Source organism: Secundilactobacillus mixtipabuli (assembly GCF_002217925.1).
Lineage (GTDB): Bacteria > Bacillota > Bacilli > Lactobacillales > Lactobacillaceae > Secundilactobacillus > Secundilactobacillus mixtipabuli.
Genome location: NZ_BCMF01000005.1, coordinates 174596 through 197653, shown reverse-complemented (window position 1 = coordinate 197653; position 23058 = coordinate 174596). Strand labels below are relative to the sequence as shown.

Genomic DNA, 23058 nt, shown 5'->3' with positions numbered 1-23058 from the left:
AAGTTATGACACCCATGAAAGAGGATTATTTGAAGATTATCTTTGAACTTGGTGGCGCAAGCGAAAAAGTATCAAATAAACAGATTGCGATCAGTCTCAACATTGCGGCTGGTTCGGTTACAGAAATGATCAATAAAATGGTTGAGGAAGGTTTAGTTAACCATGAACCGTATGCAGGTATCTCCTTAACTGACAGTGGTCGTAAAAGGGCGGTAACGTTGGTTCGTAAGCATCGTCTGTGGGAAACTTTTCTCGTTGAAAAGTTAAACTTTGCTTTACCTGATCTAGACGTTGAAGCAGAACGACTGGAACATGAGACCAGTGAGAAATTGGCTAATGCGATGGATGACGCTTTGGGACATCCAAAACGGTGTCCTCATGGTGGGACCATTCCTGATCGTAACGGGAATTTCGCGAGCGAGTCTCACTTGATCTTAAATGAGGTTAAGGATGGCGAAACGGTGACTGTGGCCCGCTTTATCGATAATCATGATTTGCTGACCTATTTGGGTGACATCAAGCTTGATATCGGCGATAAGCTGAAGGTCAATAAACATGATCCGTTTGAAGGACCAGTACTAGTGACTAACCTAACTGATAAGCAGGACTTAACGATTGGGTATAAAGCTGCGCACTATATTTTTGTTGAATAAAAGAGAAGCTAGTTGCCATGAAGACCATGGTAACTAGCTTCTCTTATTTAATGAGTAACAATAATAAAATAGCATTAATCAAAGCTGTCAGCAGTGGCCCAATGGTTTTGAATCGGTTGATCTTTAAGCCGATCACCCCGTCAAATAGTTGAACTAACGTCATTGCGGTTGCTAAGGCGATTAAATACGGGTGCGAGACAAAAAACACTATTCCAATGGCAACAATTAGTAGAGCTAAACTCCGAGATATGGCGTATTTAGCAGTGGTCAATGAAGCACTAGATTGTCGCTTTGCAGCTGAATAGGCTTCAATAGAGAACCCAAAACTAACGGCTGCACTGATGGTAGTAAAAATGGCACACAAATAGTAAATCAAGCTTAAAACTCCCTTTCGTCTATAAGCATTTACGAATATGAAATATTTGTCAAATGTAACAGATACAATTAAAAAAGGCAAAATCACGTAACTATTGATAGCGCTTTATTAGCTAGCAACGTATAATCGAATGGAGAACTTTTTTGAACGGAGGCTACCGGGATGGCAAATGATCAGGGGCATTTGATGATAAAAACGGCACTGCATGCGGGCCGTATCATGATTGAAAATGGATCGGAAATCGCCAGAGTGAGTGATACGATTCGTCGAATTGCGGCTAACGCTGGGTATCCAGATAGTAAAGTTTACGTCACAATCACCGGTATCATGATGTCAGTTTCAGGAGAAGACAATGCTCAGATCGAGCCCGTCACGACGCGCTCGATTGATTTAGAGAAGATCACGCGAGTTAATGACTTATCGCGGCACTTTGCGGACCAAAAAATTACGCTGGCTGAGTTTGACCAGCGATTGACGGATCTCGATCAGCACCCCCGGTATTTTCCACTCTGGTTGCAACTGATTTCAGCAGGCGTTCTTAGCGGTTCGCTAGAAGTGGTTTTTCGTGGCAATTATCCGGATTTTTGGGTAACCTGCTTAATTGGCTTGATTGGCTGGGGAATTTTTTACGGGGTTAATCAACTGGCGAAGGTCCGGTTTCTGAGCGAATTTTTAGCTGCCGCAGGGATTGGTGTTTTGGCAATTTTAGCCGTGAAGTATCACCTTGGTACTAGTGCCGATGACATTATTATTGGTAGTGTGATGCCACTGGTACCTGGTGTCCCGTTAACCAACGCAGTTCGGGATATTCTAGCTGGTGATCTGGTGAGCGGCGTTGCTAGGGGAATGGAAGCTTTGATGAGTGCAATCGCGATTGGCAGTGGGATTGCCATGATTCTGCAAGCGATGTGAGGGCGAGAAGATGTTAAATTTACTAATTGAGTTGGGCTTAACTTATATCGCAACGATTACTTTTGGGGTACTCCTCAACGTGCCCAGAACCAGTTTGAATATTGGTGGGTGGATCGGTGTCTTAAGTTTTCTTGCCTATCGGCTGTGTATGATGGCTGATATGGGGATCGCAATTGCCAATCTCGTTGGGGCTTTAGTGATTGGTATCCTCAGTATGCAAGCGGCGAGATATAAGAAAATGCCGGTCATTAATTTCAATATTCCAGCTCTGGTGCCGTTTGTTCCGGGTGGTCAAGCCTACCAAATGATTAAGAACTTTGCCTTAGGAGATGTCTCAACGGCTATCAGCTTTTTGCTGCAGGTCACGATCATTGCTGGGTCGATTGCTTTTGGCCTCCTGTTAGCAGAAATGGTTAATCGGCTGCAATCTAAGCTAATGGTGATTTTTTCCAGCAGGTGGAGTCGGGACAATCGACGAAATCCCAAATTGTGAATAATGTGTATTAAAAAAGGCGATGTTCCTGATTCGGGGACATCGCCTTTAGTTGATAATTTAAAACGTAAATTAGTACTAGACTGTATGGCCAATAACAAAACTAATGCATAAAATGACTAAAACAATTGAAGTAATCCAAACGTAGAGTGTGTCGTGTTCCTTATAGAAGGCATAAATTGAAACGACCACCCGTAAAACGGGGGTCATAATCAAGCAGAACATGCCCACCATCATAACGGCGTAGGGCTTCAACGCAACCGTACCCGCAATGATTGAACTGATCGTAGTGGGTTGATGGCCAACGGGATAACCACCGTTACCACCATGAATCAATAGTAGAATCAGGCCAAAGAGCATGATGACTGCTGCGACAACCACCCCAACTTGGAGGATTCGGCCAATGATGCGTTCAATGTGCACCATTTCGTTTGCAGTTGTTTGATTTTGATGTGATTGTTCGTCCATTTAATTAACCTCCAATTATTCCCTTGTACAGCATTTGCAGGCCAATAAATAAAATCACCGGAATAAAAATGATTCGGATCACACGGGCGGGCAGCACTTGCATGACCCGTGAACCAATCACTGCGCCGACCAAGATGCCTAATGCCAGCGGAACGGCAATGTTTGGTAAAATTGAACCGTTGAAGAAGTAAACGGTGGCACTGGCAGCGGCGGTGACCCCCATCATTAGGTTGCTGGTTGCAGACGAAGGCTTCAAGGGCATCTTCATGAAGGTGTCCATCGCGGTCACTTTGAAGGCACCGGAACCAATCCCTAGCATTCCGCTGGCTAAGCCGGCGCCCAACATAACTAAGAAGCCTTGGGGGACTTGTTCAACCTGATAATCGACTTGTTTGAATTCTGATTTATCAAAATAAGAGCCATTAAGTTTGAGTTTGGTTGCAATTCGGTCAGCAGTGACGTTGTTCATGACTTCTTGACCCCGACGTAATTTCCGCCACATGTTCCAGCCGGAAAAGACTAACAAAGCACCAAATAAGAGGTAGAGGTACTTTGGATCAAGGACGCCGGTCAGTAAAGCACCAGAAATACCGCCGATAGTGGTCGCAATTTCTAGGAACATGGCAACTCGTAGGTTAAGCACGTCATCTCTCAGGTAAGCAATTGTTGAGCCAGAGCTGGTTGCGATGACGGCAATGATACTTGCGCCAATAGCGTATTTAATATCGAGTCCCATCATTAACGTCAGAACTGGTGTGATGATGATACCGCCACCTAGACCTAGAATTGCACCAGCAACTCCGGCAAATAGGCCGACAGCCATCATTATGAGCATGGTTTGAATCATGATAGCTTCCTCTCTTGAACCGTCAGTAAAATATTCCTCAACAACTTTAGCATACTTTTTGTTGACTTGGTATGTGAAAAACAGGTGTATCCGGATACAATTTAAAATCCTAGTGGCCTTCACGATGATGAAAAGCTATTTTTAAATATTCTACTAACAATTAAGTGTCCATATCAGTCAGGCGATAATTTATGCTATACTCAATTTCGCAGTGTTAAAACGTTAATCATATTGGGAGGAAGTATCAATGATCATCGAACAAGAGCGTGACCGGCCGTTTCGCTTATTAGTTAGTGGCGGGTTGTTTGCATTTTTAGCGGCTGTCGTCATGTCTCAATCCGGCTTACTCGAATTTATGGATGGCGTCATGATTCAAGTCGTTCAAAAACATCAGTCCGGCGCAAAAGAAGCCATTATGAAGGGTATTTCGTTTCTTGGCAGCCCAACGTTTGATATTATTTGGGTGCTGATCATTGCTTTTCTACTGTGGGGATTTAAACTTCGTATTCCTGCCATCTGGGCGTTGTGTACGCTGTTTGGCGGTGATGTGATTGCCACACTGGTTAAACACATTGTTCAACGTGTCCGGCCAATGGGCCATTTAGCCAGTGATAACGGGTTTAGTTTTCCCAGCGGTCATGTTTTTGGGATGACACTAGTGATCGCCATTCTTTGGATCATCGTTGTCCCGATGATTGAAAAGGATTGGCAGGTTATCCTGGTGAGAACCATCATGATTATTTGGCTGGTTCTATTAGCTTTATCGCGGGTTTATCTCGGCGCACACTATCCGACTGATACGGTAGGTGCAATGTTATTGGCTTACGCCTGGTTACAGGTCAGTGAATGGCTATACCGTTGGTTGGCGCCTAGATTAGTGAAGCTGAATATCTTAAGCCGTTCCATTTATTAGCATCAAATAGGATTAAAAAAGCGTTGGCGCTGGCCAATGCTTTTTATTTTGACGTTATTTTTAAAGCGTGTCGTTCAACCATTCTTCAGCTAATTTCAGCCAGTGTGCAACATGGGGCTGGTTGGCGTCTCGTTTCCAAGCCGTTAAATGATTAGCCAGTGCCAAGCCATGCGGCCCATGACGGAAAAGATGCAGCTCGAACGGAATTTGAGCCTGGCTTAAAGCACTTGCATAGGCCAGACTGTTGGCTGATGGAACTAGCGGGTCGTCTGCAGTTGCCCAAATAAAGGTGGGTGCGTTGTAGCTGTTGACATGTTCATCAGCGGCAATGACGTCAGGATCATCCGTCCACTGAGCCAACATCGCTTCTTTAACTGGGAAGCCTAATTTAGGGCTAATCACCGGGTAGCCGAGTAGGACGGCTTGGGGCTGCATGACATCGGTTGACATACCAGCTTGCTGTGACAACCATTCTGAATGCCAGTAGTCGTTATAAAGTGCAGCAACGTGACCACCCACGGAATAACCACTAATGGCAATCCTTTCGGGATCGATCAGCCAATCCGTGGCTTCGGACCTTAATAAGGAAACGCTTTTGGCTAATTCAATCAGTGGCGCGGGATGAAGCGGCTGTTTTTCGTCAACAAAGCTGTATCGGAGGAAGAAAGCTTGATACCCCATGTTGAAGAACGCCATTGCCAGTGTTTCAGCCTGCTGGTCGGGAATATGGGTGTATGAGCCGCCTGGAACGACGATCATCGCTGGATAAACCTGTTCTGGATGATCCGGATCAGTTTCTCTCAGGTAACCCTGTAAATAAGCGGCAGTATCGGTGCCAAGTGATTTGTTTATAATTTGCATAGTCATCATCCTAAATGTAATCTATAGTTAAATGAAAATAGTACCTGTTAAAAAGAACTCAGTACCAATAGTCTACCGCAATTTGGCCTGAGAGAAAAAGGGAACGATTGAAAAATGATCACAATACAAACTGAAAGATTGGCTATTCGGCAATTCGTGGCGTCTGATTTGGACGACTATTATGCGATTGTCGGTGATCCGGTAAATGCTAAGGCAGCTGGCTTTCAGTATGCTCATCACAAGGAGGACGCTGCGTATTTGCTACGGGGTGCAATGATGCAGGGGATGGTGTTTGCCATCGTCGTATCGGCGACACAACGCGTTATCGGTTCAATTGGCCTCTATCCAAGAATCACGCCAAACGGTGAGCAGGAAAAGGGCACAGCGGAACTAGGCTATGTATTGAACCAAGCTTATTGGGGCAATGGTTACATGACAGAGGCCGCTTCAGGGCTGATTAAAACGGTTTTTGAGCAGCAACTGCTGGACACGATTTGGGCCAGTTGTTTGGCGGAAAATCAGCAGTCAAAGCGGGTTTTAGAAAAATTAGGCTTCTATTATGTGGATCGGTTTAAACACCCGGATCATGCACTCTATCAACCTGGGGCAACCGAAATGATTTATCGATTGGATCGTGAAGGCTGAAGTTGGCTTGCAATTTGACCCTGAACAGTTTAATATTGACTTATCAAAGAAGAGGCGCGAATTGAAAGAGTAGCTTCCAGGAGAACGATCAGGTTCTGTGACTGGAGGTAAAAGGGTAATTTGCCGAAGCTCCACGTGACTGATAAAACGTGGGGCTGGGATCAGTTTTAATAAAACTGGTACTGTCGCAGCGATGTGCTGCGGAGAGCTTCCTACGTTAGTATGACTTTAGGGTCGTCTCGCAGGTAAGCTGCAGGCGGCCTTTTTTATTGTTGAAAAACTAACGTGAAAGTGAGTGTAAATAATGGCGAATCAAACAAGCGGCAATGGCGGTGGGAGCAACGAGGTCAAGCGTGAATTAAAAACACGCCACATTTCAATGATTGCTCTGGGTGGTAGCATTGGTACCGGCTTATTCGTTGCCAGCGGCTCCGCAATTTCAAAGGCGGGTCCCGGTGGTGGTTTGTTGGCGTATGTCGCTTTAGGGGTCATGGTCTTTTTCCTGATGACTTCACTTGGTGAAATGGCAACCAACATGCCAGTTTCTGGATCATTTGCAACGTATGCAACTAAGTACGTTGACCCAGCTCTGGGGTTTGCGATGGGCTGGAATTATTGGTTTAACTGGGCGATTACCTTAGCGGTCGATATTAGTACGGCCGCGTTAGTCATGAAATTTTGGTTGCCAAACGTACCAGGGTGGATTTGGAGCACGACGGTTTTAGCCGCGATCTTTTTGATCAATGCATTAACGGTGAAGGCCTTTGGTGAAACCGAGTATTGGATGGCAATGATTAAAGTGGTGACCGTGATCGTCTTCTTATTTGTCGGGATCTTAACGATTTTTGGCATTATGGGGGGCCACGCGGTCGGTTTGTCAAACTTTACCTATAAGCAAGCACCATTCGTTGGTGGCGCACCAGCCGTTTTGAGCGTTTTCGTTGTCGCGGGGTTCTCGTTTCAAGGCACTGAATTAGTCGGCATCACAGCTGGTGAATCAGCAACGCCTGAAAAGAGTGTTCCCAAGGCGATCAATCAAGTGTTTTGGCGAATTTTACTCTTCTATATCTTAGCCATTTTTGTGATTGCTTGTTTGATTCCATATACAAGTCCTAAACTACTGGGATCCTCTGCTAGTGATATTGCTATCAGTCCGTTCACATTGGTCTTCCAGCGAGCTGGTTTAGCAGCCGCTGCCAGTGTGATGAATGCCGTGATCCTGACTTCCGTTATTTCAGCAGCTAATTCAGGGATGTATGCTTCATCACGGATGCTATATTCATTATCACTGGACGATTTTGCACCGAAGTATTTCCAGCATACGACTAAAAACGGGGTGCCGTTGCGCGCCCAAGTTGCCACTACGGTGATTGGTGCCATTGCGTTTGTTACCAGTATCGCGGGTCCAGAAGTCTATACGTGGCTCGTTGCCGCTTCAGGGCTGACAGGTTTTATTGCCTGGGTTGGAATTGCGATTTCTCATTTCCGTTTCCGGCGAGCCTTTATTAAGCAGGGTCACCACGTTTCAGAGCTAAAGTATCACGCTAAATGGTTCCCATTTGGTCCTATCTTAGCCCTGATCTTGTGTATTTTGGTCATTATCGGTCAAAACACCGCCGCCTTCGCTCATTTTGACTGGGAACAGATTGCCGTCACTTATCTCAGTGTGCCACTGTTCTTAGTGCTCTTTATTTACTATAAAGTTCGGCACCATACCCACATTATTCCGCTAGATGAAGTGGATGTTGCCCCTCACAAACACGAAGAAGCTGAATCAGAAAATTAAGCTAAAGTACCAGCAGTGGTCAAGCTGCTGGTGCTTTTTTTAACGAATTAACCACAACATATTGCATTTACTGCCAGCAATGATACAATATGAAGTACTGACTTTTGAGGTTAAAGGAGAAATTATTTATGATCGTACTTTCAGGAACTATCGGTGCTGGGAAGACCAGCTTGACCCAGTTGCTTGCACAGCATTTAAATAAACCAGCTTTTTATGAATCAGTAGAGGATAACGAAATTTTACCGTTATTCTATAAAGATCCTAAAAAGTACGGTTTCTTATTGCAGATTTACTTCTTGAACAAGCGCTTGGACAGCATCAAAGCAGCTTCACGAGATGATGAGGCCGTCTTAGACCGCTCCATTTTTGAGGATTCACTCCTATTTAAGCTGAATGCTGATTTAGGTCGCGCAACTCAGACAGAGTCCGATATCTATAATTCTCTACTTCAAAACATGATGGAAGAGTTACCTGACACTCAAGAAAAAAAGAATCCTGATTTGCTGATTCATATCAACATTTCCTTTGACACGATGCTTTCTCGAATCAAGAAACGTGGCCGTTCATTTGAACAGGTTGATACTGATCCTAGCCTGTACAACTATTACAAAGAATTAGACGAACGTTACGTGGACTGGTACAAGAATTACGACAAGTCACCTAAGATGTCTATCAATGGTGATGAATTCGATTTTGTTGAAGATCCAAGTGCTCAAAAAAAGGTTCTTTCAATGGTCGATCAGAAGATTGCCGAACTGAATCTGTAACCGCGAGTTGCTTTTAGTGGTTAAATATTTTACAATGAATGCAATGATAAAACGCAATGTACCTTTAAGTAGATGCTAAGAGAGACGGGCTGCTGAGAACCGTTCATCGAAACTCCAGTACATTAAAGCGGACAGTTAATCCTGTACGGTCGATCGCCGTTACCGAAATTGAGTGTGCAGTTAGACTGCAAACTTGGGTGGTACCGCGAGCTTTCGTCCCAATTTTTGGGGCGGAAGCTTTTTTTGCGGGCCAAAAAAATGAGAGGGGTATAACCATGATTGATTTAAAACTCGTTAGAAATGAAACTGATTTTGTTAAGGAGAAGCTAGCTACCCGTGGTGTTGATGCAGCTGAAGTTGACGCCTTATTAGCTGCTGACCAAAAACGTCGTGACCTCATCGTCAAGAGTGAAACGATGAAAGCAACGCGTAACCAAGTTTCTGACGAAATTTCTCAACTGAAACGCAACAAGGAGGATGCTTCGGATAAAATCACGCAGATGAAACAAGTCAGCGCCGATATCAAGGCAATGGACGAACAGCTGACTCAGATTGCTGAAGAAGTGCATGATAAGGCGTCTCGTTTACCCAACATTCCTAATGACAACGTCCCAGTTGGTTTGACTGAAGATGGGTCCGTTGAATTGCGTAAGTGGGGTGAGATCCCTAGCTTTGACTTTAAGCCAAAGTCTCACTGGGAAATTGGTGAAGCACTTGGCATCTTAGACTTTGAACGCGGTGCTAAGGTTTCAGGCAGTCGCTTCCTTTACTATATCGGTCAGGGTGCCCGGTTGGAACGGGCCCTCTACAACTTCTTCTTGGACGAAAATGAGAAGGCTGGTTTCACTGAAGTATTGCCGCCTTACATGGTGAACAGTGCATCAATGTTTGGTACGGGTCAATTTCCGAAGTTTACCGAAGACGTTTATTCGTTGAAGGAAGCAGACGAAACGTTGATTCCAACTGCCGAAGTTCCATTAGTTAACTATTACCGTGACGATGTGATCGACGACGAAAAGTTGCCAGTGAAGTTCACCGCACTGACACCTGCTTTTCGTTCCGAAGCAGGGAGTGCCGGTCGTGATACCCGTGGTTTAATTCGGTTACACCAATTCAATAAGGTTGAAATGGTGCAATTTACCAAGCCGGAACAATCATGGGATGCGTTGGAGAAGATGACTAACCATGCTGAGGACCTCCTTAAGAAGTTAGGCTTGGCTCACCACGTGATTACATTGACCACCAGTGATATGAGCTTTACTGCAGCCATGACCCACGATCTTGAAGTTTGGTTACCATTCCAAGACAAGTACCGTGAAATTTCAAGCTGTTCAAACTGTACCGATTTCCAAGCGCGACGTGCGCACATTCAGTACCGTGATGAAAACGGTAAATTGCAGTATGTCCACACCTTAAATGGTTCTGGATTAGCTGTTGGCCGGACCGTCGCTGCCATTTTGGAAAACTACCAAAATGCTGATGGTACCGTTGATATTCCAGCAGCATTGCAGCCATACATGGGCGGTCAAACCAAGATCGTTAAAGAATAAGCCTGAGTCCGTTTTAAGACTCGGCAACACTAGAGTTAGTACAAGTAATGCCTGTTTCGGTGAATTGCCGGAGTGGGCATTTTTTTATTGCATTTAACCGAATAAATACATGTTTATGAAGCTAAAAAGATAACTTATTCATTGATTTGTTGAACAAATTTACAAATAATAACGCTCATAAAAATCGTTTTTGGGAGAAAATATCATGTTGGCTTGGGAAGAATTGAGAGCAACTAATCCACGTTCTAAAATAGTTTGAAGAAATTTCAAAAAGGGGGTAGCTTTTTTTTGAAAAGACGTGTAATATAGTTCTTGCAGTTGAGAAACACGAAACTTTGCTCTGAATAACTATTCATCAACTTGAAAAAAGTTGTTGACAGCGAAAACGCTGGATGATAAACTATAATAGTTGTTTCAAAGAGGTCGATCGTAATTGTTCACCTTTTGGGCATCATGATGGAGGATTAGCTCAGTTGGGAGAGCGTCTGCCTTACAAGCAGAGGGTCACAGGTTCGAGCCCTGTATCCTCCATTGAGCCGTTAGCTCAGTTGGTAGAGCATCTGACTTTTAATCAGAGGGTCGACAGTTCGAGACTGTCACGGCTCATTTAACCAGTATCACCATGCGGGTGTGGCGGAACTGGCAGACGCGCTAGATTTAGGTTCTAGTGTCTTACGACGTGGGGGTTCGAGTCCCTTCACCCGCATTTAATTAAATAAGCAATAACACTTTCGCCGACTTAGCTCAGTTGGCAGAGCATCTCACTAGTAATGAGGAGGTCGGAGGTTCGAATCCTCTAGTCGGCATTGTGCGGAAGTAGTTCAGTGGTAGAACATCACCTTGCCATGGTGGGGGTCGCGGGTTCGAATCCCGTCTTCCGCTTTTCACGTTTGTTCCTGCCGGGGTGGCGGAATTGGCAGACGCACAGGACTTAAAATCCTGCGGTCAGTGATGACCGTACCGGTTCGATCCCGGTCCTCGGCATTTTCAACTTAATATTATTTTGCACCCATAGCGCAACTGGATAGAGTGTCTGACTACGAATCAGAAGGTTGTAGGTTCGACTCCTACTGGGTGCATTTTTGTTGCTTTCAACTACAACAAACGGGAAGTAGCTCAGCTTGGTAGAGCACTACGTTCGGGACGTAGGGGTCGCAGGTTCAAATCCTGTTTTCCCGATCATCGACCGAACGCCTAGAGATTATCAGAAATGATAATCTCTTTTTTTGTACTCATTATTCCTTCAATCGTGTTTGACGCCAGATATTCCAACTCCCATGTAGTGCTTAAACGGGAGTTTTGTTGACGAATGCTTTATAATAGAAGTGTGCAATTAATAATCTGGAATATTAGTTGTCAGACGTCAAAGGCCTTATTATAGGAAGAAAATTTTTCGAATTGAATGAATTTAGCAATTCAGGCGATAAATTAAAGTTTAAACCTTTGCATTTTCACCAAACATTCGTATAATGAAAGTCAACATTAGTCAAACTGATTGTTAAGTTGGTGAATGGAGGGATTAGCGTGCAAAATCAAAATATCTCCGATATTATTGAGAAGTATTTAAAAGAGATTTTGTCGGATACAGAGCACGTGGAAATTCGCCGATCTGAAGTTGCGGATTTGTTCAATGTGGTGCCGTCACAAATCAACTATGTTATTAAAACCCGCTTTACACTATCAAATGGTTATTTGGTAGAAAGTAAGCGTGGCGGTGGCGGCTATATTCGAATCGAAAAGGTCAACCTATTAGATGATACCGATGTTTTGGACTCGTTGATTGAAACCATTGGTGATTCGATTGGGCAACGTGACGGTTATGCAGTTGTTCAGGGACTTTATGAGAGCGGTGTTATTGGTCGTAGAGAGGCCAACATCATTTTGACGATCATGAGTAAAGAAACGCTGCAGATGGAAAATCGCGCGGAAGAGAACGGCTTGAGGGCGCGTATTTTAGTTAGTATTTTGAAACACCTACGCTATGAGAGCTAAGAAAGTGAGGAATTCAAATGGATAATCTTTTTACCCCCAGTGCAAAGAGCGTCTTGGCATTAGCTCAAGAACAGGCGAAGTACTTTAAGCACCAAGCTGTCGGCACAGAGCACTTACTTTTAGCACTCACAATTGAGAAGAACGGGATTGCTAACAAGGTATTACAGCAATTCTCTATTAGTGAAGATGACGTACGTGAAGAGATCGAACGCTTCACTGGTTATGGCACATTGAGCAACGTTGATAAGGATACTTATTTGCCTTATTCTCCAAAAGCAAAGGACATGCTGTCCGTAGCTGGCGAAGAAGCTAAGCGGATCGGTGCCACTAAAATTGGGACTGAGCATTTATTGCTGGCTTTACTGAGCGATGAAACGATCCTTTCCTCACGAATTTTGATGAATTTAAATATTGATTTAGCCCAAGCCCGCAAAGTGATTATGCGTAAGCTGGGAGTTACTGAAAACCAAGATAAGCGTCGTAATCAGCGTGGCCGTAAGCAACAGGGCGGCACACCAACTTTGGATTCATTAGCACGTGATTTAACTCAGTTAGCACGTGATGACCGAATGGATCCCACAGTTGGCCGGAATAATGAAGTTCGTCGGGTGATTCAGATTTTGAGTCGTCGGACAAAGAATAACCCGGTACTGATTGGCGAACCTGGTGTTGGTAAGACTGCGATTGCTGAAGGCTTGGCACAACGGATCGTTAAGGGCGATGTGCCTGAAGATATGCAAAACAAGCGGTTGATGGCTCTGGATATGGGATCATTAGTTGCAGGTACTAAGTATCGTGGTGAATTCGAAGACCGCCTCAAAAAGGTGATTGAAGAAATTTATAACGATGGCGAAGTCATCCTCTTCATTGATGAATTACACACCTTGATCGGTGCTGGTGGTGCTGAAGGTGCCATTGACGCGTCAAACATCTTGAAGCCAGCCCTAGCACGTGGTGAGCTCCAAACGATTGGTGCGACGACGCTTGATGAATATCAGAAGTACATTGAATCTGACGCTGCTTTGGAACGGCGGTTTGCGACGGTTCAAGTGAACGAACCAACGGAAGACGAAACCATTGAGATCCTTAAGGGGTTGCGTCCACGTTATGAGCAACACCACAAGGCTAATATTTCTGACGAAGCATTGGAACAGGCTGTTAAGTTATCATCACGGTACATTACGGAGCGTTACTTACCAGATAAGGCCATTGATTTAATGGATGAAGCAGCTGCTAAAGTTCGTATCAGTCAGATGGATAAGCCTAATAATCAAACGAAACAGGAAGCTAAGTTATCGGACTTATCAGATCAACGTGAAGCTGCTATTCTCGATCAGCGTTTTGAGGAAGCTGCCAAGATTCGCGAGCAAGAAATTGCGTTGAAGGATAAGCTGGATAAGAAGGCTGAAAAGCAGGCTGAAACTGGTGCAAAATACAATCTGAATGTCACGGGTGAGGACGTTGCCGAAGTGGTTTCCGAATGGACTGGCGTGCCGACAACGCAGCTTAACCAAACTGAACAGAATCGGTTAGTTAATTTGGAAGGCATTTTACACAAGCGGGTCGTTGGCCAAGAAGAAGCCGTTTCAGCGGTTTCTAGAGCTATCCGTCGGGCACGTTCAGGGTTGAAAGATCCTAACCGGCCAATTGGCTCATTTATGTTCCTTGGACCAACCGGTGTTGGTAAGACTGAACTGGCTAAGGCCCTAGCAGAAGCGATGTTTGGTTCTGAAGACAACATGATCCGTGTTGATATGAGTGAATACATGGAGAAGTACTCGACAAGCCGTTTGATTGGGTCAGCACCTGGCTACGTTGGTTATGATGAAGGTGGCCAGTTGACAGAAAAGGTTCGTCAAAAACCTTACTCTGTTGTCCTCTTTGATGAGGTTGAAAAGGCTCACCCGGATGTCTTCAACTTGTTACTGCAAGTTTTGGATGATGGCTTCCTGACTGATTCCAAGGGCCGTAAGGTGGACTTTAGAAACACGATTTTGATCATGACCTCTAACCTAGGGGCAACCAGACTGCGGGATGAAAAGACCGTTGGGTTTGGTGCCGAGGACAAGAGTGGCGATTACACCGCAATGGCTTCTACTATTCGGGAAACGCTAAAACAAAGTTTCCGCCCTGAATTCTTGAACCGGATTGATGAAGTTGTTATCTTCCACAGTCTTAAAAAGAAGGAACTTCACCAAATTGTGAAGTTGATGGCCAAAACTGTTATTGATCGGGTGAAGGCCCAAGGCATCAATATCAAAGTGACACCAGCGGCAATCGATGTGATTGCAGATGCTGGTTTCGACCCAGAGTATGGGGCACGGCCAATTCGGCGGGCTCTTCAGACTAAGGTTGAGGATCGCTTGAGTGAAGCAATGCTGTCCGGCGAGATTCAAGCTGGTAACATGGTGACCTTAGGTGCTAGCCGAGGGAAAATCACACTTAACGTTAAGCAACCTGAAAAGACTGAAAACAAGACCAACGAAACGGTTGGCAGTAAATAAGTCTATCTATTAAATAAAGCAGTTTGATTGGCAGTTTTGCTCGTGGCCAGTCAGACTGCTTTTTAATATGAAGCAACTGCTTTTATACCAGCGAGCCAGGATTCGTGGTAAACTGGAATTCAGATTAATAAAAGGGATACGGGAAGGACAGTCATTAATTTGAAACGAGAAGTGCAATTAGAAAAAACGCATCAAGCCATTTTAGACGCTGCCCGTACACTCTTTTTGTCCCGTGGCTATCAGGGGACTTCCACGCGAGATATCGCTAAGGCGGTAGGAATTACGCAACCGGCACTTTATCATCATTTTAGTGATAAAGAAGTAATTTATTTACAAGTGATTAAAACGGTTGGTGCGGAAATTAAAACTGGCATCGATGCCGTTAATCAACAGGGTCCGACAGTTCCACCAGAAGAACGGCTGGTTAAAATTACCCAGGTACTGACAGATACACATCCACGCGACATCTTCACGGTGATCCATTCTAGCTTCGCGGATCTCAAACCAGAAAATATGCGTCAACTTGGGATGCTTTTTCAGACTGATTACGTCACGCCAATTGAAAATTATTTTAAGAGTGAAGACGTTCAGTTACGTCGTAATATTCAACCTAAAGAAGCGGCTGAATTTTATATTACGAGTTTGAGCCCGCTTTTTAGCAGATTTCATCAAATTGGTGGTGTCACCATGACTCAAGAAGATCACATTCGGTTATTATTAGACTTTATCCTACACGGGTTGGTATCAGACAAGGCATAACCATTTGACAACTTAAACAGTAGCAGGTATACTATCTGCAGTATGTAACTGTGAACTGAAATGAGTCGCTGCGATCTATTGTCCGTAGTGCCTCTCATAAAAACCAAAAGTAAGAACTTGATTTCTTATTTTTGGATTTTTTTTGCCAAAAAACCGGTGAGAATACGTTTTCATTGAAAATGTAATCAAACTGTAATATTTGGTTCAGTCCGCTGAATAAAATGGAGAGGTGAACAACTTGGCAGGACACTTGGTTAAATATGGCAAGCACCGGACCCGTAGAAGCTACGCACGAATTAAGGAAGTTTTGGATCTTCCTAACTTGATTGAGATCCAAAAGAATTCGTACCAATGGTTTCTCGATGAAGGCCTTCGGGATATGTTCGATGACATTATGCCCATCGAAGATTTCCAAGGAAATCTTTCATTAGAGTTCGTTGATTACCAGTTACTGGAACCAAAATATACCGTTGACGAAGCAAGAGAGCACGATGCCAACTTCTCGGCACCATTACATGTCACTTTACGGTTAACCAATCATGAGACTGGTGAAATTAAATCCCAAGATGTTTTCTTCGGCGATTTTCCACTGATGACAGAACAAGGGACGTTTATTATTAACGGTGCCGAACGGGTTATCGTTTCTCAATTAGTTCGTTCCCCTGGCGTTTATTATAATAAAGAAACTGACAAGAACGGCCGGACAATTTACGGTGCCACTGTCATTCCTAACCGGGGTGCATGGCTAGAATTTGAAACCGATGCAAAGGGCTTATCTTACGTTCGGATCGACCGGACTCGTAAGATCCCAATGACCGAATTAGTTCGGGCATTAGGGTTTGGCTCAGATGACGAAATCATCAAGATGTACGGTGATAACGACAGCTTAATGGCAACCTTGGAAAAGGATGTTCACAAAAATAGCGAAGATTCTCGAGTTGAAGAAGCCTTAAAGGATGTATACGAACGTCTGCGTCCAGGTGAACCTAAGACTGCTGACTCTTCACGGAGTTTGTTGACAGCTCGTTTCTTCGATCCAAAGCGTTACGACATGGCTCCCGTCGGCCGTTACAAGACAAACAAGAAGCTGGTTTTGAAGAACCGTCTGCTTGGTTTGACTTTGGCTGAAACCTTAGCTGATCCAGATACTGGTGAAGTTTTGGCACAAAAGGGCGATGTCCTTGATAAAGATCGAATGAAGACTTTAGCACCATACCTTGACCGTGAAGACTTTAAGACGGTAACTTACACGCCTTCAGACGAAGCGGTTGTCACTGAACCAGTTACACTGCAGACCATCATGGTGCAATCACCTGATGATCCAGAGCGTGCTATTCCAGTGATTGGTAATGGTCACATTGACTTGAAGTACAAACACATCACACCCGCTGATATTTTAGCTGCTGTTAATTACTTCTTTGATTTACAAGAAGGTATTGGCTCAACCGATGATATTGATCACTTGGGTAACCGTCGGATTCGTTCTGTGGGTGAATTACTGCAGAACCAATTCCGGATTGGTTTATCACGGATGGAACGGGTCGTTCGCGAACGGATGTCAATTCAGGATGCCTCGACTGTTACGCCGCAACAACTGATCAACATTCGACCAGTTGTCGCTTCAATCAAGGAATTCTTCGGTTCTTCGCAACTGTCACAATTCATGGACCAAACCAACCCATTGGGTGAATTAACGCATAAGCGTCGTCTTTCAGCCCTTGGACCTGGTGGTTTGACTCGTGACCGTGCCGGTTATGAAGTTCGTGACGTTCACTATACCCATTACGGCCGGATGTGCCCAATTGAAACGCCTGAAGGTCCTAACATTGGATTGATCAACAGTCTGTCCAGTTATGCCCGGATCAACAAGTATGGTTTTATTGAAACGCCATACCGTCGTGTTTCTTGGACTACCCATAAGGTTACCGACAAGATCGATTACCTGACGGCTGATGAAGAAGATAACTACGTTGTTGCTCAAGCTAACTCACCATTAAAGGATGACGGTTCATTCGTTAACGATGTTGTTATGGCTCGTGCAAAATCAGAAAACATTGAAACCAGCATCGAAAACGTCGATTACATGGACGTTTCGCCTAAGCAAGTTGTCTCGGTCGCTACGGCCTGCATTCCTTTCTTGGAAAACGATGACTCTAACCGTGCGTTGATGGGTGCTAACATGATGCGTCAGGCCGTTCCATTGCTTGACCCTCATTCACCATTGATCGGTACTGGTATTGAATACAAAGCTGCCCATGACTCTGGTGTTGCCTTACTTTGCAAGCAACCAGGGACAGTTGAATACGTTGATGCCCGTGAAATTCGCGTTCGTCGTGAAGACGGTGCATTAGATAGCTACAAGTTAATGAAGTTCCAACGTTCTAACGGCGGTAAGAACTACAACCAACGCCCAATCGTTAAAGTCGGCGACAAAGTCGATCCAGATGAAGTATTGGCTGACGGACCATCAATGGAAGATGGCGAATTGGCATTAGGCCAAAACCCATTAGTTGCCTTCATGACTTGGCAAGGTTACAACTTCGAAGATGCCATCGCCATTAGCGAACGGCTTGTTACTGACGATGTCTACACGTCAATTCATATTGAAGAATATGAATCAGAAGCTCGTGACACTAAGCTTGGACCTGAAGAAATCACCCGTGAAATTCCTAACGTTGGGGAAGATGCACTTAAGAACCTTGACGAAGAAGGGATTATCCGAATCGGTGCTGAAGTCCATGATGGTGACATTCTTGTTGGTAAGGTAACGCCTAAGGGTGTCACTGAATTATCAGCTGAAGAACGTCTCCTTCACGCCATCTTTGGTGAAAAGGCTCGTGAAGTTCGTGATACGTCACTTAAGGTGCCTCATGGCGGTGGCGGTATCATTCAAAACGTCCGGATCTTTACCCGTGAAAACGGTGATGAATTATCTCCAGGCGTTAACATGATGGTTCGTGTCTACATCGCTCAAAAGCGTAAGCTGCAAGTTGGTGACAAGATGGCCGGCCGTCATGGTAACAAAGGGACTGTTTCAGTTGTTATCCCTCAAGAAGATATGCCATACATGCCAGATGGTACCCCAATCGATATCATGCTGAGCCCAATGGGTGTGCCTTCCCGTATGAACATCGGGCAAGTGCTCGAAATTCACTTGGGGATGGCTGCTCGTAAGCTTGGTATTCACATTTCAACACCTGTTTTCGATGGTGCACAAGATGATGATATCTGGGCTGCTGTTAAAGAAGCTGGTATGGCCGACGATGCAAAGACTGTTTTGTATGATGGTCGGACTGGTGAACCATTTGACAAACGTGTTGCCGTTGGGGTTATGCACTACATGAAGCTGGCCCACATGGTTGACGATAAGATTCATGCTCGTTCAATCGGACCTTACTCATTAGTTACCCAACAACCACTTGGTGGTAAAGCACAATTTGGTGGGCAACGGTTTGGTGAAATGGAAGTTTGGGCACTTGAAGCTTATGGTGCTGCTTATACCTTGCAAGAAATCTTGACTTACAAGTCAGATGACGTCGTTGGTCGTGTTAAGACTTACGAAGCAATCGTTAAGGGCGAACCAATTCCTAAGCCAGGTGTTCCTGAATCCTTCCGTGTGTTGGTTAAGGAATTACAATCACTGGGTCTGGACATGAAGGTTCTCGGCAGTGATGACAAAGAAATCGAGTTGCGCGATATGGATGACGAAGATGACGACGTTGTTAACGTTGACGCTTTGAGTAAGTTCGCACAGCAACAAGAAGAACAAAAGAAGGCTACTGAGGCTAAAGAAGCTCAAGCAGCTAACAAAGATGAAGCTGACACTAACGCTAAGGATTAATTAAAGGGAGGTCGATCCATTGGTCGATGTCAATAAGTTCGAAAGCATGCAAATTGGACTTGCATCGCCTGACAAGATTCGGAGCTGGTCTTATGGTGAAGTTAAGAAGCCAGAAACCATTAACTACCGAACTCTAAAGCCAGAAAAAGACGGACTGTTCGATGAACGTATCTTTGGCCCAACCAAAGATTGGGAATGTGCTTGTGGTAAGTACAAGCGGATTCGTTACAAGGGTGTTGTTTGTGACCGTTGTGGTGTTGAAGTTACCCGTTCAAAAGTTCGTCGTGAACGGATGGGGCACATTGAACTTGCTGCACCAGTGACTCACATCTGGTACTTCAAGGGGATCCCAAGTCGGATGGGTCTTGTGCTAGACATGAGCCCACGTTCACTTGAAGAAATTATCTACTTTGCTTCATACGTTGTGCTGGAACCAGGCAACACACCACTTGAAAAGAAGCAATTGCTTTCTGAACGTGAATACCGTGAAAAGAAAGCTGAGTATGGTAATGGATTCACTGCCGAAATGGGTGCTGAAGCCATTAAGAAATTACTCCGCGATGTTGATTTGAACAAAGAAGTTTCTGAATTAAAGGAAGCTTTAAAGGAAGCCACTGGTCAAAAGCGGACGCGTGCCGTTCGTCGTTTGGACATTTTGGAAGCCTTCGTTACCTCTGGTAACAAGCCGGAGTGGATGGTTATGGATACAATCCCGGTCATTCCACCTGACTTACGGCCAATGGTTCAATTGGAAGGTGGCCGTTTCGCCACTTCTGACTTGAACGATTTGTACCGTCGGGTTATCAACCGTAACAACCGTCTGAAGCGTTTGTTAGACCTTCATGCACCTGGTATCATCGTTCAAAACGAAAAGCGGATGCTCCAAGAAGCCGTTGATGCTTTGATCGATAACGGTCGTCGTGGCCGTCCAGTTGCTGGTCCTGGTAACCGTCCATTGAAGTCTCTTTCACATATGCTGAAAGGGAAGCAAGGTCGTTTCCGTCAAAACTTACTGGGTAAGCGTGTTGATTACTCAGGCCGTTCTGTTATCGATGTTGGTCCTTCATTACGGATGAACCAAATGGGTCTACCAGTGCCAATGGCAATGGAACTCTTCAAGCCATTCATTATGAAGGAACTCGTTAGCCGCGGGTTAGCTTCCAACATTAAGAACGCTAAACGTAAGATTGATCGTGAAGATGAAGATGTTTACAGTGTTCTGGAAGATGTTATCAAAGAACATCCCGTTCTGCTGAACCGGGCACCTACGCTTCACCGTTTGGGTATTCAAGCCTTCGAACCAGTGTTAGTAAGCGGTAAGTCAATGCGGTTACACCCATTGGCCTGTGAAGCTTATAATGCCGATTTTGATGGTGACCAAATGGCCATTCACGTGCCGCTATCTGATGAAGCTCAAGCCGAAGCACGTTTGCTGATGCTTGCTGCTCACCATATCCTGGCACCTAAGGATGGGAAGCCAGTGGTTACACCTTCACAAGATATGGTTATTGGTAACTACTACCTGACCTTGGAAGAAGCTGGTCGTGAAGGCGAAGGCATGATCTTTAAAGATACTAACGAAGCGGTACTTGCCTACCGTAACGGGTTAGTTCACTGGCACTCACGTGTCGGTGTTCAGACTTCATCTTTGAAGGGCAAGCCATTTACCGACGAACAAAAGAGCAAGATTCTGGTTACCAGTGTTGGTAAACTGATCTTCAACGGTATTTTGCCACAATCATTCCCATACTTGAATGAACCAACGGATACCAACTTAAATGGTTATGTGCCAGACAAGTACTTCCTAGATAAGGGTGAAGATATTCACGATTATCTCAAAGATGCTGAACTGGTTAAGCCGTTTAACAAGGGCTTCCTGAGTGACATTATTGCTGAAGTTTACAAGCAGTACAAAGTGACTGAAACGTCATTGCTGCTTGACCGGATGAAGGACTTAGGTTATGACGAATCAACTCAATCTGGCTTAACTGTCGGAATCGTTGACGTTACTGAAGTTCCTGATAAACCAGAAATTATTGATGCAGCCCACAAACAAGTAGCTACCATCACTAAACAGTTCCGTCGTGGTTTGATTACCGATCACGAACGTTACGAACGTGTTATTGGTGTATGGAACGATGCTAAGGATACCTTGCAAGACAAGCTGATCCATAACTTCGATCCACAAAACCCAATTTACATGATGAGTGACTCTGGTGCCCGTGGTAACATTTCTAACTTTACGCAACTTGCCGGTATGCGTGGCTTGATGGCCGCTCCTAACGGTGAAATCATGGAATTGCCTATTACCGCAAACTTCCGTGAAGGCCTATCTGTTTTGGAAATGTTTATTTCTACCCATGGTGCTCGTAAAGGGATGACCGATACTGCCTTGAAGACTGCCAACTCAGGTTACTTAACCCGTCGTCTGGTTGATGTGGCTCAAGACGTTATCGTTCGTGAAGAAGACTGTGGTACTGATCGTGGTTTGACTATCCGTGCTATTAAGAATGGTAACGAAATGATCGAACCATTGTACGACCGGATGTTAGGCCGCTACACGATGAAGACCGTTAATGATCCTAAGACTGGTGAAGTGATCATCGGTGCCAACAAGATGATCGATGAAGCCACTGCTCAACGAATTGTTGATGCCGGTATCGAATCAGTAACGATTCGTTCCGTCTTCACTTGCAACACCTCTCATGGTGTTTGCGAACGTTGTTACGGTCGTAACATGGCTACTGGGGATCAAGTTGAAGTTGGTGAAGCAGTTGGTACTGTTGCTGCTCAATCAATCGGTGAACCTGGTACTCAATTGACCATGCGTAACTTCCATACCGGTGGTGTTGCCGGAAACGAAGATATTACCCAAGGGCTTCCTCGTGTTCAAGAAATCTTTGAATCTCGGAACCCTAAAGGTAAAGCTGAGATTACTGAAGTTACTGGTACGGTTGAATCTATCGAAGAAAACCCAGCAGAACGGACTAAGGAAATCACCATTAAAGGTGAAGCTGATACGAGAAGTTACACACTTCCAATTACAGCTCAACTGAAGGTAACCGAAGGCGACTTCGTGCACCGTGGTGCTGCTCTGAACGAAGGGTCAGTTGATCCTAAGGAACTGATTCGAGTTCGCGATGTTCTTTCTACTGAAAACTACCTGTTAAGCGAAGTTCAAAAGACTTACCGGATGCAAGGTGTGGCTGTCTTGGACAAGCACGTTGAGATCATGGTTCGTCAGATGCTTCGTAAGGTACGGATCATGGATCCAGGCGACACTGATGTCTTACCTGGTACCTTGATGGATATCGATGACTTCCGTGATCATAACTACAAGACCTTGGTCAATGGTGGTACACCAGCCACCGCACGTCCAGTTATCCTTGGGATTACTAAGGCTGCCCTTGAAACGAACAGTTTCTTGTCAGCTGCGTCATTCCAGGAAACGACTCGTGTATTGACGGATGCCGCTATTCGCGGTAAGAACGATCCATTGGTCGGTCTTAAAGAGAACGTTATTATTGGTAAGATCATTCCAGCTGGTACTGGGATGCCTGACTACCGTAAGATCAAGCCAAAGGAAGTTGGCGGTTCTTCGACTGATGGTGTCTACTCAATTAATGAGTTGGAACGCCGGATGAAGGAAGAAGAAGCTAAGTAATTTCCTATAGGTAAAGCAAAAGTCCCA

17 protein-coding genes, 8 tRNA genes and 1 riboswitch are annotated in these 23058 nt (G+C 44.7%); of the genes, 21 read left to right on the top strand and 4 right to left on the bottom strand.

Features of this window, described 5'->3' with window-relative positions; translation table 11 throughout:
- Positions 1-5: 5 nt before the first annotated feature.
- Entirely contained in the window at positions 6-653 is a 648-nt protein-coding gene (locus tag IWT5_RS06230; protein WP_089109087.1) for a metal-dependent transcriptional regulator, read from the top strand.
- Positions 654-696: 43 nt separating this feature from the next.
- Here the strand turns inward: IWT5_RS06230 and IWT5_RS06225 are convergent, their stop codons facing one another.
- Positions 697-1029, bottom strand: a complete 333-nt coding sequence (locus tag IWT5_RS06225; protein ID WP_089109086.1) for a hypothetical protein — start codon at positions 1027-1029, stop codon at positions 697-699.
- A gap of 162 nt (positions 1030-1191) precedes the next feature.
- Here IWT5_RS06225 and IWT5_RS06220 point away from each other — a divergent pair, with 162 nt between their 5' ends.
- Both IWT5_RS06220 and IWT5_RS06215 read left to right on the top strand, forming a co-directional pair.
- Positions 1192-1941: a threonine/serine exporter family protein gene (locus IWT5_RS06220; RefSeq protein ID WP_089109085.1), complete on the top strand. Its 750-nt coding sequence runs from the start codon at positions 1192-1194 to the stop codon at positions 1939-1941.
- A gap of 10 nt (positions 1942-1951) precedes the next feature.
- Positions 1952-2434, top strand: coding sequence for a threonine/serine exporter family protein (locus IWT5_RS06215; RefSeq protein WP_089109084.1), 483 nt, complete (start codon positions 1952-1954; stop codon positions 2432-2434).
- A 78-nt stretch (positions 2435-2512) separates the two neighbouring features.
- Here the strand turns inward: IWT5_RS06215 and IWT5_RS06210 are convergent, their stop codons facing one another.
- Both IWT5_RS06210 and IWT5_RS06205 read right to left on the bottom strand, forming a co-directional pair.
- A complete protein-coding gene (locus IWT5_RS06210) occupies positions 2513-2902 on the bottom strand; it encodes a DUF1634 domain-containing protein (RefSeq protein WP_089109083.1) in 390 nt (129 codons plus the stop codon).
- Positions 2903-2906: 4 nt separating this feature from the next.
- On the bottom strand, positions 2907-3749 hold the full coding sequence (locus IWT5_RS06205; RefSeq protein WP_089109082.1) for a sulfite exporter TauE/SafE family protein: 843 nt from the start codon (positions 3747-3749) through the stop codon (positions 2907-2909).
- 247 nt (positions 3750-3996) lie between these two features.
- Here IWT5_RS06205 and IWT5_RS06200 point away from each other — a divergent pair, with 247 nt between their 5' ends.
- Positions 3997-4662, top strand: a complete 666-nt coding sequence (locus tag IWT5_RS06200) for a phosphatase PAP2 family protein (protein WP_089109081.1) — start codon at positions 3997-3999, stop codon at positions 4660-4662.
- Between the two features lie 60 nt (positions 4663-4722).
- Here IWT5_RS06200 and IWT5_RS06195 read toward each other — a convergent pair whose 3' ends face one another.
- A complete protein-coding gene (locus tag IWT5_RS06195) occupies positions 4723-5523 on the bottom strand; it encodes a lp_1002 family arylesterase (RefSeq protein ID WP_089109080.1) in 801 nt (266 codons plus the stop codon).
- 114 nt (positions 5524-5637) lie between these two features.
- Between IWT5_RS06195 and IWT5_RS06190 the strand changes: the two genes are divergently transcribed.
- The 17 genes from IWT5_RS06190 to rpoC all read left to right on the top strand — a co-directional run bounded on the left by IWT5_RS06190 (position 5638) and on the right by rpoC (position 23031).
- On the top strand, positions 5638-6168 hold the full coding sequence (locus tag IWT5_RS06190) for a GNAT family N-acetyltransferase (protein ID WP_089109079.1): 531 nt from the start codon (positions 5638-5640) through the stop codon (positions 6166-6168).
- Between the two features lie 41 nt (positions 6169-6209).
- Positions 6210-6387: riboswitch (Lysine riboswitch) on the top strand.
- 85 nt (positions 6388-6472) lie between these two features.
- Positions 6473-7954: an amino acid permease gene (locus tag IWT5_RS06185; RefSeq protein WP_089109078.1), complete on the top strand. Its 1482-nt coding sequence runs from the start codon at positions 6473-6475 to the stop codon at positions 7952-7954.
- Positions 7955-8082: 128 nt separating this feature from the next.
- Positions 8083-8721, top strand: coding sequence for a deoxynucleoside kinase (locus IWT5_RS06180; RefSeq protein ID WP_089109077.1), 639 nt, complete (start codon positions 8083-8085; stop codon positions 8719-8721).
- 275 nt (positions 8722-8996) lie between these two features.
- Positions 8997-10271, top strand: a complete 1275-nt coding sequence (gene serS, locus IWT5_RS06175) for a serine--tRNA ligase (RefSeq protein ID WP_089109076.1) — start codon at positions 8997-8999, stop codon at positions 10269-10271.
- A gap of 458 nt (positions 10272-10729) precedes the next feature.
- Positions 10730-10802: transfer RNA gene (locus IWT5_RS06170), tRNA-Val, on the top strand.
- Positions 10803-10804: 2 nt separating this feature from the next.
- A tRNA-Lys gene (locus tag IWT5_RS06165) sits at positions 10805-10877 on the top strand.
- An 18-nt stretch (positions 10878-10895) separates the two neighbouring features.
- Positions 10896-10977: transfer RNA gene (locus tag IWT5_RS06160), tRNA-Leu, on the top strand.
- 27 nt (positions 10978-11004) lie between these two features.
- Positions 11005-11077, top strand: a tRNA-Thr gene (locus IWT5_RS06155).
- A gap of 4 nt (positions 11078-11081) precedes the next feature.
- Positions 11082-11153 (top strand) — tRNA-Gly (locus IWT5_RS06150).
- Positions 11154-11169: 16 nt separating this feature from the next.
- Positions 11170-11255 (top strand) — tRNA-Leu (locus tag IWT5_RS06145).
- 21 nt (positions 11256-11276) lie between these two features.
- Positions 11277-11350: transfer RNA gene (locus IWT5_RS06140), tRNA-Arg, on the top strand.
- Between the two features lie 26 nt (positions 11351-11376).
- Positions 11377-11450 (top strand) — tRNA-Pro (locus IWT5_RS06135).
- Positions 11451-11795: 345 nt separating this feature from the next.
- Positions 11796-12263 (top strand): CtsR family transcriptional regulator, encoded by a 468-nt coding sequence (locus tag IWT5_RS06130; RefSeq protein WP_089109075.1) that lies wholly within the window; start codon positions 11796-11798, stop codon positions 12261-12263.
- A 17-nt stretch (positions 12264-12280) separates the two neighbouring features.
- Positions 12281-14767, top strand: coding sequence for an ATP-dependent Clp protease ATP-binding subunit (locus IWT5_RS06125; RefSeq protein ID WP_089109074.1), 2487 nt, complete (start codon positions 12281-12283; stop codon positions 14765-14767).
- Positions 14768-14938: 171 nt separating this feature from the next.
- Positions 14939-15526 (top strand): TetR/AcrR family transcriptional regulator, encoded by a 588-nt coding sequence (locus IWT5_RS06120; RefSeq protein ID WP_225360239.1) that lies wholly within the window; start codon positions 14939-14941, stop codon positions 15524-15526.
- A gap of 238 nt (positions 15527-15764) precedes the next feature.
- The gene (gene rpoB, locus IWT5_RS06115; RefSeq protein WP_089109072.1) at positions 15765-19367 is read left to right on the top strand and encodes a DNA-directed RNA polymerase subunit beta; all 3603 of its coding nucleotides are present in this window, start codon (positions 15765-15767) and stop codon (positions 19365-19367) included.
- 19 nt (positions 19368-19386) lie between these two features.
- The gene (rpoC, locus tag IWT5_RS06110) at positions 19387-23031 is read left to right on the top strand and encodes a DNA-directed RNA polymerase subunit beta' (protein ID WP_089109071.1); all 3645 of its coding nucleotides are present in this window, start codon (positions 19387-19389) and stop codon (positions 23029-23031) included.
- The last annotated feature ends 27 nt before the right edge of the window (positions 23032-23058 follow it).